Origin of the sequence: Brytella acorum, from assembly GCF_029309905.1 — a bacterium.
Classification (GTDB): Bacteria; Pseudomonadota; Alphaproteobacteria; order Acetobacterales; family Acetobacteraceae; genus Brytella; species Brytella acorum.
The window spans coordinates 152,234-165,937 of the sequence record NZ_JARBJP010000001.1; the positions used below are offsets into that span (position 1 = coordinate 152,234).

The 13,704-nt window shown below is 66.1% G+C and carries 10 protein-coding genes; 3 read left to right on the forward strand and 7 right to left on the reverse strand.

The annotated features are described in order from the left end of the window. Window positions 1-93 precede the first annotated feature (93 nt). The 4 genes from PWM43_RS00655 to PWM43_RS00670 are packed head-to-tail and all read right to left on the reverse strand — an operon-like array spanning window position 94 to window position 6,954. Entirely contained in the window at window positions 94-2,196 is a 2,103-nt protein-coding gene (locus PWM43_RS00655) for a VWA domain-containing protein (RefSeq protein ID WP_289840645.1), read from the reverse strand. Beyond that, entirely contained in the window at window positions 2,193-5,000 is a 2,808-nt protein-coding gene (locus PWM43_RS00660) for a DUF4159 domain-containing protein (RefSeq protein ID WP_289840646.1), read from the reverse strand. The genes PWM43_RS00655 and PWM43_RS00660 overlap by 4 nt, the downstream gene beginning before the upstream one ends. Then, the gene (locus PWM43_RS00665) at window positions 4,997-5,935 is read right to left on the reverse strand and encodes a DUF58 domain-containing protein (RefSeq protein ID WP_289841134.1); all 939 of its coding nucleotides are present in this window, start codon (window positions 5,933-5,935) and stop codon (window positions 4,997-4,999) included. The genes PWM43_RS00660 and PWM43_RS00665 overlap by 4 nt, the downstream gene beginning before the upstream one ends. Window positions 5,936-5,946: 11 nt before the next feature. Next, entirely contained in the window at window positions 5,947-6,954 is a 1,008-nt protein-coding gene (locus PWM43_RS00670) for an AAA family ATPase (RefSeq protein WP_289840647.1), read from the reverse strand. Between the two features lie 132 nt (window positions 6,955-7,086). Here PWM43_RS00670 and PWM43_RS00675 point away from each other — a divergent pair, with 132 nt between their 5' ends. The 3 genes from PWM43_RS00675 to PWM43_RS00685 all read left to right on the forward strand — a co-directional run bounded on the left by PWM43_RS00675 (window position 7,087) and on the right by PWM43_RS00685 (window position 10,705). After that, the gene (locus PWM43_RS00675; RefSeq protein ID WP_340313437.1) at window positions 7,087-7,644 is read left to right on the forward strand and encodes a DUF1285 domain-containing protein; all 558 of its coding nucleotides are present in this window, start codon (window positions 7,087-7,089) and stop codon (window positions 7,642-7,644) included. Window positions 7,645-7,654: 10 nt separating this feature from the next. Then, window positions 7,655-8,860, forward strand: coding sequence for a CCA tRNA nucleotidyltransferase (locus PWM43_RS00680; RefSeq protein WP_394355999.1), 1,206 nt, complete (start codon window positions 7,655-7,657; stop codon window positions 8,858-8,860). A 126-nt stretch (window positions 8,861-8,986) separates the two neighbouring features. Then, window positions 8,987-10,705, forward strand: a complete 1,719-nt coding sequence (locus tag PWM43_RS00685; RefSeq protein ID WP_289841136.1) for an ABC transporter ATP-binding protein — start codon at window positions 8,987-8,989, stop codon at window positions 10,703-10,705. Here PWM43_RS00685 and PWM43_RS00690 read toward each other — a convergent pair. Genes PWM43_RS00690 through PWM43_RS00700 form a run of 3 tightly spaced genes read right to left on the reverse strand, consistent with a single transcriptional unit; the run spans window position 10,700 to window position 13,612 of the window. Then, window positions 10,700-11,182 (reverse strand): RNA pyrophosphohydrolase, encoded by a 483-nt coding sequence (locus PWM43_RS00690; RefSeq protein WP_289840649.1) that lies wholly within the window; start codon window positions 11,180-11,182, stop codon window positions 10,700-10,702. The genes PWM43_RS00685 and PWM43_RS00690 overlap by 6 nt on opposite strands. After that, entirely contained in the window at window positions 11,179-12,105 is a 927-nt protein-coding gene (locus tag PWM43_RS00695) for a divergent polysaccharide deacetylase family protein (protein ID WP_289840650.1), read from the reverse strand. Before PWM43_RS00695 ends, PWM43_RS00690 begins: the two co-directional genes overlap by 4 nt. A 49-nt stretch (window positions 12,106-12,154) precedes the next feature. Next, a complete protein-coding gene (locus PWM43_RS00700; protein ID WP_289840651.1) occupies window positions 12,155-13,612 on the reverse strand; it encodes a S41 family peptidase in 1,458 nt (485 codons plus the stop codon). Window positions 13,613-13,704: the final 92 nt, after the last annotated feature.

Consider the following 13,704-nt stretch of genomic DNA (forward strand, 5'->3'; position numbering starts at 1 on the left):
CGGCTCGGTTGGGTGTCGCATGGCGCATGGTTTTGATTTTACCTCAAAGCGTCGCGGGACGCGACTCCCCTGCTCGGTTTCGTTGATCGTTGTTCAGCGCTGTCCTTCACGACGCCATCCCACGAAGAGGAAAGCCATCGCCAGCAGCATCGCGGCCCAGGCGGGAAGAAGATCCGAAGGACGCGCTTCGGTGACGGCCTGGCTCATGCGTCGCGGAAAGCCGATCCAGCCTGCTCCAGCATTGGCGGCGCCGGGCTCGACCTGTCGCAGTTCCGGCGTCCTGGAAACGTCCCCCACCCACTGGATGCTTCCTTTGCTGGACGCCGTCAGGGGACGAAGAACCTCAGCGGTCGCGCGCAGATCACGACGTTCGAGAGGATTGCGGACAGGCGGCGCGGCGAAGGCCACAAGGCCCTCTTCTTTCACCGTCCAGATTCCGTAGATACCCTGTGCCGGGATCGACGCCGCGAAGACGCCTTCCTGCCCGGCGACGCGCATGAGCGGAACCACCTGTCTCCGGCCGTCCGGACTGAGAACCTCCGCTGGCGGGGGCGTGTCGGCGGAGGCCGTGTGGCGCGTGATGGTCAGCTTTTCGTCGTCGAGCGCGGCGTTCAGGCGGTTTTCCTCAAGCTCCGGCTCTTTCATCAGCCAGTGGGACAGACGGCGCAGAAGTTCGGCCTGGGGACCACCTCCGCCTTCGCCACGGGACCAGAGCCACAACTGGTCCGAGAGCATCAGGGCGACGCGACCTTTTTCCACCCGGTCGAGCAGCAGGAGCGGCTGGTCGCCGGGGCCGGACATCACGACCTCACCCTTGTGGTCGGACGGACGCAGCGCGCGATACCACGGCCCCCATCCGCCGCTCCTGCCGTCCATGCCCGGAGCGTCCGGCAAAGAGGCCGTGATCGGATGACGACGGCCGAGCGGCGTCAGTTGCGGCTGGAAACGCCCGATCACGACGCCGTCCGACGGCACGTGCGCGGGCAGCACGCTTCCGAGCGGCGTGTCCTGCAGGGTGCCGTCTTCCGTGAATTCCGGCCCGGCGGTCAGCAGCAATCCGCCGCCACGGCGCACGTAGCGCGCGATGTTCCCCAGATACTCCATCGGCAGGATGCCGGAATTGCGGAATCCGTCGAGAATGATGAGATCGAAATCGTTGATCTTGCGCTGGAACAGATCGGTGATCGGAAAGGGGATCAGCGCCAGGTCCGAAAGCGGCGTGCCATCATCCTTGTCGGGCGGCCGCAGGATGGTGAAGTGCACCAGATCGACGGAGGGGTCGGCCTTGAGCAGACTCCGCCACACGCGTTCGCCCTGGTTGGGCGTGCCGGAGACGAGCAGCACCTTCAGCCGGTCCCGCACGCCGTTGATGCGCACGACATCCTGGTTGTTGAGGTCCGAAACTTCGCCGTCGAGCGGCGAAACCGACAGGCCGACCAGCACCTCGCCCGGCCGCCGTACAGGAATATCGATATCCTGCGGCTGACCTGTCACAATCGGAATGTGTCGCGCGGGCGCGTCGCCCTCCGTAACGGTCAGTGTCGCCGGGCGGGCGTGATCCTGCATTCCCAGATCGTCCGCCTCGACGCGCAGCGTCGCCCTCTGCCCGACGATGGCGAAGGGAGGCGCCTGGAGAATGCGCAGGCGGCGATCGGTTTCCTCGCCCTTGCCCGTCAGCAGGACGTGCAGCGGAAGGGGGGAGCCATCGGATGCCCGGAACCGCTCGGGTATGGCGTCCGGCGCATCGTGGTCCATGCCGTCGGTCAGCATGATGGCGCCCGCGAAACGGCCCTGAGGCAGGTCCGCCTGCTGGATCGCGTCGAACAGGCGGGTGCCGTGACCGCCGCCGCCATGCGCGATGATCGTGTGCAGCGTCAGCCCCGGAATGCGCGACGCCGCGTCACGTAGCCGCGCCGCCGTCGCGTCGGCCACCGACTGGCGGTCGCGGATCTGCATGGATGGCGAATGATCCACGATCAGGAGCGCATCCTGCGGCACGGGGCGCAGGACCGGATGAAGCAGACGCGGGCCGGTCAGCCAGCACAGCAGCACCATCACGGCGCAGAGCCGCCAGATCATGCCTCGCGCGCGTCTCGCCGCTCCATAGAAGCACAACGCCAGGGCCACGACGACGATCGCGGCCAGAAGCCCGATCGGCAGGAGAGGTTCGAAAGCGAGATTGCGCATGAAATTCATTGGCCCATCCTTTGCAGGAGGGCAGGGACTTTCATCTGATCCGCCTTGTAATTACCTGTCAGGGCGTAAAGCACGACATTGACCCCGAAACGATAGGCCTGCGTGCGTTGATCCTCGCCACCGGGAATGACGGCGTAGGGCGTGCTGCCATCCGGCCCGACGGCCCAGGCATGCGCCCAGTCCGCCGCGCCGATGATGACGGGGCTGACGTCGTCGAGCGCTTCGTCGCCATGACGGGCCACCCAGACGGGCTCGCCCGAGACGCGGCCTGGAAAGTCGTGCAGCAGGTAGAAGGAATGGGCGATGGTATGGTGATCGTCGAGTTTCATCAGGGGCGGCACGGCGAGGCCGTCCGTCGCGCGGCGCAGGGCCGCGCGTGACGCGCCGCCGCCATCGGGGTCCAGCTCCGTTCCGGCGCCCTGCGTGTCGATGAGGATGATGCCGCCATGCGCCATGAAGGCGTTGAGCGCCGCCGTTCGCTTCGGGTCGGCCTGCACGTCCTCCGTGACCGGCCAGTAGAGCAGCGGATAGAAAGCGAGGTCGTCCGTGCCGGGATGCACGCCGTCTGGCGGTCCCAGCTGCGCCGAGGAGCGGTCGGCGGTGTATTTCGACAACCCGTCCAGGCCCTCGCGCGAAGCCTGGTCGATGTCGTCATGGCCGGTCACGACATAGGCGAGGCGGGTCTGAAGCGCTGCCGGGGGAGCGTCGCTCGCCTGGGGCCCCGCCGGAGTGACCCCCGCCGGAGTGGTCGCCGGAGTGGTCGCCGCAGGGGACGGTGCAGAGGGCTGTGTTGGCAAAGCCTGAGCGTGCGCGGCCTGCCAGCCCGCCACCGGCAGCATCAGGGCGAGGGATGCGCGACGCAGCAATCCGCGGCGCGCAAGGCTCAGGACGAGGTCCAGCAGCAGCAGCAGCAGCCCGCAAGCCAGCAGGAGCGGGCCGAGCGGTTGCTCGGGGCGTGCGCTCCGGGGCGTCATCGGCGTGCCGAGGCGCATTTCCGGCGTCAGGGCGGCCATGGCGTCCCCAAGATTGAGAGCGCGCCGCTGGGCATGGGGACCATACAGGCCCGGCGGATGTTCGGCGCTGGGGACCGTGTTCCCGAAGGCCGATGCGGGCAGCGCGCGCGCGCCGGGCGGCGGCGGTCCGAGAATGCCGTCCGCGTCGAGCGTTTCGGCGGGTTGCAGGGTCGTGGCGGTGGCCGTGGCGCCACGCACGCCTTCGGAACGCTGGATCAGGCGCTGGAGCATCTCCGGAAACAGACCCGAAATCGGCAGGTTGGACCAGTCCGGGCTGGGAGTGACGTGAAACAGCACGATTTCGCCGCGTCCCGACCGCGTGGCGGTGACGAGAGGCGTTCCATCGGTGAGCCGTGCCCAGACATGATCAGTGAGTTCGCTGGAAGGCCGGGCGAGAACCTGACGTGTCACCGTGACGTCGGATGGCTGGTTCAGCCCCGAAAAAGGCGAGCCTTCGGGGAACGGAGCCAGTTTCTGCGGGGTGCCCCAGGACATCGGGCCGCCAAGCTGGCGCACGCCGCCCATGAGCGCCACGGGCAGGAGAGGATCGACCCTCGCGTCGGGCGTGTCGCCGCCGGGCGCCATCGCCGGGCCTGCGAAACGGATCAGTTCGCCACCATCCTTCACCCAGGCATCCACCCGATGCTGAAGGCCTTCCTGCGACAGGGTTCCGTCCGGCGCGATGAGGACGGAAAGCTTGCCCCCCAGAAGCTGGTCGACCGATCCGTGACGCAGTTCGGCGATGTTGCCCAGGGCGCGGCTCAGAAAGAAAGCGGACCCGACGAGCGGCGTGTCGTCATTGGGTGTCGCCACGAGACCGACCGGACGGCGGCGATCGCCCTCGTCGAGGAGGCGAATCCCGGCGGGGCCCATGTTCATCTCCGCCAGCGCGGTTCCGTTGCCGTCGGCCGCGCCTGTCGAGAGAGTCAGACGCGCCGTCTGGTTGCGCAGAATGGCCGGAAGATCGAGATCCGTCTGCGCTTGGGACAGGCCGGCGGGGATATCGAGCGGAAAGACCGCGAGCGTGCCACCCTGCTCCGAGCGGGCATGGATTTCGAAATGACGGGCCGGGCAGGGCAGAACGCTGACGCGCGCCTTCAGCCCGCTGGCGGTCGTCGCTCCCAGCGTTGCGATATCGCAGGCGGACCAGCGAATATCGGTGACGTCGCCCAGGGCTTCCAGCGCGCCCTTGAGGGCCGCGTCGTCGGGCGTGGCCAGACCGTCCGCGAGTACCATGACGCGGGCGCGTCCACCGTCACTCAGAGCCTGGATGGCGGGGACCAGGCCATGGCGGTCGAGGCCCCAGGATTCGGGGCGCAAACGCCCCATCAACGCGTCGAAGCGGGCGCGATCACGGGTGGCGAAAGGCTCCGGGAGCGCGCCGTCGGGCCCACGAGCGGCGCGGACGAGCACGACCTCGTTCTGCTGCTCCAGCGCGTGATCGCCCAGCAGGCGGGCCGTGCGGACGCGTTCCGACCAGTGCGGAACGGCGCTCCACCCGTCATCGAGCACGATCACGAGGCGTCCCGAACCTGCCGCAAGGCTTCTCTCATGCGCGACGCGCACGGGCTGGGCCAGTCCGACGATCACCAGCGCCGCTGCGACGAGCCGCAGGAGGAGGAGCCAGAGCGGCGCGCGTTCCGTATCCGCGCGTCGAGGGTGCAGCCGGTTCAGGATCATGAGCGACGGAAAGCGCTGCTCCGTCGGCGGCGGCGGCGTCGCCTTGATGAGCCACCAGATGACGGGCAGCGCCAGAAGCCCGATCAGCGCATAGGGGGCGAGAAAACTCATGCCGCGAGCCTTCCGCCGGACAGGCGTGCGTAAAGGCCAAGGAGGGCCGGCATCGGGCTGTGATCGGTCTGGTGCACGGTTACCGACGCATGGTTGTCGCCCGCGAGATCGCGCAGGGCGGCGATATGATCGCGCATCGCGGCCTCGTAGGCCGGAGCCAGTTCCTCGACGGCGGGGAGGGTGAGACCGTCACGGGATTCGACCCCTTCGAAATGCACGCGCCCGCGATAGGGCAGCGAGATTTCAGCCGGATCGAGAATGCAGAGCAGTTCGGTGCGCGCGGGTCGGGCGCCGATCGCCGTCAGCGTGTCCTGAAGCTGTGCGAGGGGCCAGAGAAAATCGCTGACCAGAACGAGCCGTCCGTGTGAACGCACGAAATCGGCGCGGGGCGCGCTGTCATCCGTTTTGGTGAAGAGAAGTCCCTGGGCAAGACGCGGATAGGATTGCGGGCCGCTGAAATGTCGCCCCGCTTCGGGACCGCTCATGAGACCGGCGCGCTCTCCGCCCCGCAGCATGGCGGAAGCGAGCGCGAGTGTGCAGAGCATGGCGCGCTCACGTTTGGTGGGGAGCGTGGACGTGGAACGCCAGTCCATCGATGCCGACGGGTCGCACCAGAACATGATCTGCTGCGCGCCTTCCGCTTCGCGTTCGCGCACCCAGTAGGAATCGCCGCGCGCGGATTGCCGCCAGTCGATGCGCGACGCAGGCTCATGAGGCTCGGCGGGACGATACTGCCAGAAATCCTCACCCGTTCCGGCCCGGCGCTGGCCATGCACGCCCGCCATCATCTGGCGGGCGATGCGTTCCGCTTCCACGACGAGCGGAGGCAGCAGGCCGCGCGCGTCCAGACCGCCCTGCGCGTCCGCGCCCGTGGCGGCGCGAAGCCGGGCTTCCGCCGACGTCGCCGCTTTGCGGCGAATCCAGCGATCGAACATCTCCAGCACGGTCAGAGGATGGATCCGGCCAGTCCGGAGATCAGCCCTTCGAGGGTCGTGCCATTGGCACGGGCCGAGAAGTTCAGCGCCATGCGATGGGCGAGCACAGGCTGGGCCAGTGCCGCGACATCATCCGGGCTGGGCGCCAGACGACCGCCCAGCAGGGCGCGTGCGCGACAGGCCAGCATGAGCGCCTGCGCCGCGCGTGGCCCCGGACCGAAGGCGAGCGCTTCTCCGATTTCCTTCGTCGCAGCCGTCTCGGGACGCAGACCGCGCACGAGCGTGAGGATGGCATCGACCACTTTTTCGCCGATGGGCAGACGGCGGACCAGAGCCTGCGCCGCGATCAGGTCGGCCGGGGTCGCCAGGGCGGTGGGCGGTGCCTGGCTCGCGCCGGTCGTGGCGACCAGCATCTGGCGTTCGGCGTCCCGATCCGGGAAATCGAGAAGGATCTGAAGCATGAAACGGTCGAGCTGCGCCTCGGGCAGTGGATAGGTGCCTTCCTGCTCGATCGGATTCTGGGTGGCGAGCACGTGGAACGGGGTCGGCAGGCGATATTCCGTGCCGCTCTGGGTCACGCGATATTCCTGCATGGCCTGAAGAAGAGCGGACTGCGTGCGGGGGCTGGCCCGGTTGATCTCGTCGGCCAGCAGCATCTGGGTGAAAATCGGGCCCGGCACGAAGCGAAAGACGCGACGTCCCGATTCGTCCTGATCCAGGATATCCGTGCCGGTGATGTCCGACGGCATGAGGTCCGGCGTGAACTGGACGCGTTTGGCGTTCAGTCCGAGCACGGTGGCGGTGGTGTTGACGAGGAGGGTCTTTCCAAGTCCGGGCGCGCCGACCAGCAGAGCGTGACCGCCCGAGAGAATGGTGATCAGCACCTGCTCGATGACGGAAGCTTGTCCGAATACGACCTGCTCGATGGCATGGCGGATCTGGCCGAGTTGCGCGGCGGTCCGGTCAGCCTGTGCGGCGGCGTCCTGGGGAGTGGGGGCGAAGGGGTCGATCTGGCTCATATCCTCAATCTGACAGCTTGGGGGGTTTCATCAAGTCGCAACCGCGCCCAAGTTGGGGGCAAGAGCGTTTTCTTACCGGTCGCGGAGTGGAAATTGAGCGAGAATACCGATCGGACGAGCCCCGCAAGCCTGATTCAGGCATCCTCCGGCCAGCAGGAATGTCCCGCCGGCCATCCGAAGCCGAAAAGGGAACGGGTTCTGCCCTTTCTCATCCAGCGCGACGGAACCTGGCTTTATCAAGGGAGCCCGATCCGGCGCAAGCCGATGGTCTGCCTGTTCTCTTCGATGCTGAAGCGCGATGTCGAGGGCACGTTCTGGCTCGAAACGCCTGCGGAAAGCGGCTCGATCCAGGTCGAGGACGCGCCGTTTCTGGCGGTCGAGCTGGATTTTCGGGGCAGTTGCGGCCGACACCAGACGCTGTGTTTCCGCACGAACGTGGATGAGGTGATCTGCGCGGGGCCTGATCATCCACTGGAAGTGGACTGGGATCGCCCCTGCTGCGAGGACCATGCGTCGATTCCCTATATCGTCATTCGCTGGGGCGAAGGTCGCTTTCCGTTGCTCGCCCGCCTGGCGCGGCCTGTCTATTACGAACTCGCGGCCCTCGCGGTTCCCGGCCATGTCGAAGGACGTCCGTGCCTCGGAGTCTGGAGCCAGGACTGTTTCTTTCCGCTGGCCCGTCAGCCCTGACCCGGGTCGGTTGCCCGTGAACCCCGAAAATCTTCTTGCGGCCCTTCCGGAGCGACGGGGGCTGGATCACCTGTGGCGCAGCTTGCCGGATGCCCGGCTGGTGGGTGGCTGCGTGCGTGATCTGCTGTGTGGCGCGCCTGTGCATGATTACGACCTCGCGACGCCGGAAGCGCCGGAACAGGTGATGGCGCTTCTCGATGCGACCGGGATCAAGGTCGTGCCCACGGGGCTCGCGCATGGCACGGTTACGGCCGTCATCGCGGGCAGGCCTTACGAAATCACGACGTTGCGCCGTGACGAGGAGACGGATGGCCGTCATGCGGTCGTTCGCTGGACGCGGGACTGGGCCGAAGACGCGGCGCGGCGGGATTTCACGATCAATGCGATGTCTCTCGACCGAAACGGACAGGTTCATGACTATTTCGGCGGCGTGGACGATCTGGCCGCGAGACGCGTCCGGTTCGTGGGCGAGGCCTCGCGGCGGATCGCGGAAGACGCCTTGCGGATCCTGCGGTTCTTTCGTTTCGATGCTCGCTATGGCGGCACCGTGCCGGATGGGGAAGCGCTGGCGGCCATAACGTCGGATGTGTCGCGTCTGGGCGCCCTGTCCGCCGAGCGCGTCGCCGGAGAACTGCTGCGTATTCTGGAGGGGCCGCGCGTTTTGGACGTCGTGGCGCGTATGATGGAATGCGGGGCTCTGTCGCGCATCCTTGCGGCTCCCCATCTCGCGCCCCGGCGTCTTGAACGTCTCATGGCGACCGGCGCGCCACCGGATGCGATCCTGCGTCTGGGCGTTCTTTGCGATGCCCCCGATACGGGCGAGCGGCTCAAACTTTCCAATGGCGTGCGCGCCCGTCTCGATGCGATGCGCCAGCCCGGCTTCCTGACGCCGGACGCCTCCGATGACGATCTGCGCCGGGCGCTTGCGACCACGCGGCTGGACTGGCTCATGGATGGCGTATGGATCGCCCAGGCCGATCGTCTTGGAAGGGCGGACCCGGCATGGGATGCTCTGCGCGCCCGGCTGGCGGCCATTCCACATCCGGTTTTTCCGCTGTCGGGGCGAGACGTTCTGGAGGCCGGGGGCGTGGCCGGTCCGGGTGTGGGGGCTGTTTTACGCGTCGTGGAAGCCTGGTGGATGAGCGAGGGATGCAGGCCGGGGCGCGTGGCCTGTCTGATACATTTGGAAAACGCGATGGCCGCGCGGACCGTCTGACATCGGCACAGCCTTCCCTGCGTCACGCGGGAGAGGTAGTAGGGGCGAATGAACGCGCATCCCCTCAAGACAGGCAGGCTGTCGCCGCCCGAAAAGATCGATCCGGTGGCGCCCCGCGGTCGGCAGATGCTTCGGCGCGTCTGGCGTGAGGAAATCGCCAGACTGCCAGGGCATATCGCGCTGGTCGTCGGCCTGACCGTGGTCACCGCGGGGATGACGGCGCTCTATCCGCTGATCATCAAGCGCGCCGTCGATATGTTCGCGGCCCACGATCCCCGCATCCTTTATCAGGTGCCGTCTCTCGTCGTGGCCGTGGTCGCCGTGAAGGCAGCCGCCCAGTACGGCCAGACGATTTCCGTGCAGTCCCTCGTGCTCGCGGTCATCCGTGACCTGCAGGAGCGCATGTTCAGCCATGCCCTGCGAGCCGATATCGCGCGCATCGAGAGCGAAGCCCCGGCCCAGTGGGCCACGCGCTTCACCACGGATGCGATCTCGATCCGCGAAGCCATGGGACGCGCGGTCAATGCGCTCGGCGATGTCGTGACCGTCATCGGCCTCGTCGTGGCGATGATCATCGCCGACTGGGAACTCAGCCTGATCGCTCTGGTGCTCTATCCGGTCGCCGCCGTGCCGGTTCAACGGCTTGGCAAGCGTATTCGCCGCGCTTCCGGCGGCATGCAGGAGCAGATCGGCAGCACGGCCGCGCTGCTCAACGAGAGCTTCGCCCTGGCCCGCCAGGTGCGTATCTATCGCATGGAAGAAGCGGAAACGCAGCGTGTCGACCAGTCGCTGAACCTGCTGCACAACGCCTTCCTGCGTATTGCCGTCGGACGCGCGCGCGTCGATCCGGTTCTCGAGGTGCTCGGCGGCGCGGCCATCGCCGCCGTTCTTGGCTTCGCCGGATGGCGGGCCGCAACCGGCGGCGCCTCGCTTGGCGGATTCACGGCCTTCATCACCGCGCTTTTTGCCGCATCCCGTCCGCTACGGGCGCTTGGTTCGCTCAACGCGGCCCTGCAGGAAGGTCTGGGGGGGCTACAACGTATTTTCAGCGTGATCGACGAACCTCCAGCGGTCGTCGAGCGGTCGAACCCTCGTCCGCTTCCTGCGGGACATGGTCATCTTGTTTTCGATGACGTCCAGTTTGTCTACCCTGATGGACGGATCGGCCTCGACCGCCTGTCTTTCGACGTCCGGCCGGGCACGACCGTGGCCCTTGTCGGGCCGTCGGGAGCTGGCAAATCGACGGCGTTGTCCCTCGTGCCGCGTCTGCACGATGTCAGCCAGGGAGCCATCACACTCGATGGCGTCGATCTGCGCGATCTGAGCCTGGGTGGTCTGCGGGATGCCATTGCCTATGTCAGTCAGGAAACGACTCTTTTCGATATTTCCGTGTTCGACAACATCCGCATCGGTCGTCCCGCGGCGACGCGCGAAGAAGTGGAGGCCGCGGCTTCCATGGCTGCGGTCGATTTCATAGCGACTTTGCCCAACGGGCTCGATACCCGCGTCGGCACGGGCGGACAGCGTCTGTCCGGAGGTCAACGTCAACGCGTCGCGCTGGCGCGTGCGCTGCTGCGCGATCCGAGGCTCCTGCTGCTCGACGAAGCCACGAGTGCGCTGGACGCCGAGAGCGAGGCCAAAGTTCAGAGAACCCTTCTGGAACTGCGCCGGGACCGCACGACGCTCATCGTCGCCCATCGCCTGGCGACCGTGCAGTCGGCGGATATGATTGTCGTGATGGATCATGGGCGCGCCATTCAGGCGGGCACACATGCTGAACTCCTGCGCGGAGACGGGCTTTATGCGCGTATGGTCCGCAACCAGTCGCTCGAGCTGGCCCTATAGAGGCGGCGCCAGAGCGGAAAGCGCGGGAAGGAGCGTTTCATAGATGGGTTTCTTGAAACCGAGATTGAAGTCCGGAACATCGGTGGGAAGGACCCATTGCCAGCGGTCGAACTCCGCGGGCAGATGCTGGTCCAGTCGGATGTCGCGGTCCGTGCCGAGAAAGCGCAGGGCGTACCAGCGCTGGGTCTGTCCCCTGTAGCGGCCGCCGAGCGCCTTGCCGATCAGGTGGTCGGGCAGATCGTAGGATATCCACTCGGGATATACGCCGAGCACGACAGCGTTGGCCGTGCCGATTTCTTCGCCCAGCTCGCGCATGATTGCCCGATCGGGGTCTTCGCCATCATCGATGCCACCCTGGGGACATTGCCAGATGCCCTCCGCCATGTCGCTGCGGCGCGCCAGAAACAGATCACCTCTGGCGTTGAACAGCATCGCGCCGACATTGCGTCGATAAGGCAGGGATCGAGGATCGGTCATGTGGGATTTCCTGCATCGTGCGAGGCGTCCTGCACGAAGCCGTCAGGCGCGAGCATGCGGCTCGGGGCGACGAGCGTGATTCCCTGTTTCGTCAGATCCGTACTCCACGCCTTGAGCGCGGTGATGCCCGATGGCGTGACGGTATCGGTAACCGACAGCACATATTCGCCGTGTATGGCGCGGTCGGTCAGTTGCGAAAGTGCCCGTGTAATCGTGGCGCCATCCGCATCGAGATGAATGGTCGAATCGGAACGCAGATCATGGGCGATGCCTGGCCTCTGATCGCCATTGACCAAAACCAGCAATCCATCGTGCGTGACCACATGCGCGATGGGAGGGAAATCAGGAGAGGCCGCGTAACCCGGCGCGGAGGGCGCATCCCGCTGAATGGTATCGGCAACCGAGATGCCCGTGATGCCGGGCGCGCGCTCCAGATTCCAGCGAAGGGCTTCGAGATCCTGGGCAGGATTATTGCCATAGCCCAGAGCATGAGGGCCAACGGCCGTGTCGTCCGGCGAAGCGCCCTGAACGGGGAGGTCGAGATAAACCTCATGACCAGCCGCTTTGGCGCGTTGGATCAGGGCGGGAAGATCATGCAGATAGGGCGAGACGAGCAGCCCGATTTCCGGCGGCAGTTCGTTGAGGACACGCTCTGAAAGTTCTGAGGCATAGCCAAAGCCGCCCAGAACGACCGCGACATGCGGACCCGTGACAGCCGGGAGCACTTTGGGCGGTGGCTCCGTCCTGGTCGCATGTTCCGTAAAAGGAAGCGGAGGCGGCATTTTCGCGTCCTTACCGGCCTTGGACACGGAGGCTATGGGAGACGGTGTCGTTTTGCCGCCCATCCATGCCAGTCCGCCGATTCCGGCCACGCCACCGACCGCCACTATGCCCCAGAAGCAGAGCAGGGCGCGGCCCGCCATGGGAAGGCGGCTCCATAGTCCGGCTGAAGGACGGCGAGAGTCGCGCGGATTATCTGGGGGCATGCGGGACGGCTGGGACGGGGGCGCCCCCCTTGGCGCTGCTTGCGGTCGTGGCGACGCCTGGCAGGTTGCCTGGCGGCATTCCGGCCATGGCCCGTACGACGCGCAGTCCCTGCTGGAGCTGGTAATCGGTGTCGGGCTTCGTGATGTCGAACGTCGGCCAGTTATCGGGCGGCGTTTCCTTGACTGTGGAGATCATGGGTGGAAGATCCGTCCGTGACGGCGCTTTGCCGTGGGTGCCGCCGGTATTGGTGATGATGTGCTTCAGGTCGGATTCGCGATAGCCGATCCCCTCGTCATCCTTGCTTTCCTTGACGGGCACGTCGGGCGCAATTCCAAGGCCCTGAATCGAGCGGCCGGATGGCGTATAGTAGCGCGCTGTCGTCAGGCGCACCGCGCCATTGCCCGGAATCGGGATCAGGGACTGCACGGAGCCTTTTCCGAAGGAACGCTGTCCGACGAGGATGGCGCGCTGGTGGTCCTGCAAGGCGCCGGCGACGATTTCACTGGCGGAGGCCGAGCCGCCATTGATCAGGACCACCATCGGAAGGTTGTCGGTGATGTCGGTGCCTTTGGCGTCCCAACGATGGTTGTTCTCCGGATGACGTCCCTTCGTCGAGACGACTTCGCCCTCGGCAATGAAGTCGTCCGAAACGGCGACGGCCTGATCGAGCTTGCCGCCGGGATTGAGGCGCAGATCAAGGATAAGGCCGGACAGTTTGCCCCCGGCTTCCGCCTTCAGCTTGTCATAGGCCTTGTGCATGGCGGATTCGGCATCGTCGTCGAATTCGTTGAGGCGGATATAGCCGACCTTGCCGTAGAGCGCCGAGCGGACGACCTGAATATGAACCATCTCGCGCGTGATGGTGAATTTCAGCGGCTTGGGCGCCTTGGCTCGCAGGATGGTCAACGTGATGGCGGTCCCGGGCTTGCCGCGCATCTTCGTGACGGCCTGATCGAGCGTCATGCCATCGAGGCTTTTGCCATCGACTTCGGTGATGAAGTCTCCGGGCTTGATCCCGGCCCGCGCGCCCGGCGTGCCTTCCATCGGAGACACGACACGCACATGGCCGTCCTGTTCCTGCACCTGAATGCCGAGACCGCCGAACTTGCCGGAGATCTCGACCTGCATGTCCTTGTACTGCTTCTCGGTCATGTAGGAACTGTGCGGATCGAGGTTGCCTACCAGCCCGTCGAGGGCATTGGTGACCATGTCCTTGTCGCTGACCGGCTCGACATATTCGGTGCGCACGATGTCCATCACGCGACCGAGCAGCGTGAAGAGACGGAGCGTTTCCGCACTGTTGGTCTTGCCCGCGTCTTCGGCCCAGGCCGGTGTCCCGAGCAGATGCATGAAGGCGGGAGCGGCCTTCTGTTCAAACGACGGGCCGACGGTGATACCCGCCAGAAAGACCGTGCCGAGCAGGAGACCCGTGCGGAGCTTCATCAATCTCATTCCTCGAAACCACCCTCTCCCCAGCGTACGCCACAGCGGAATGCCATTGGGTCGTCGCAAGCTAGGTGGCGGGTCGTTACCAA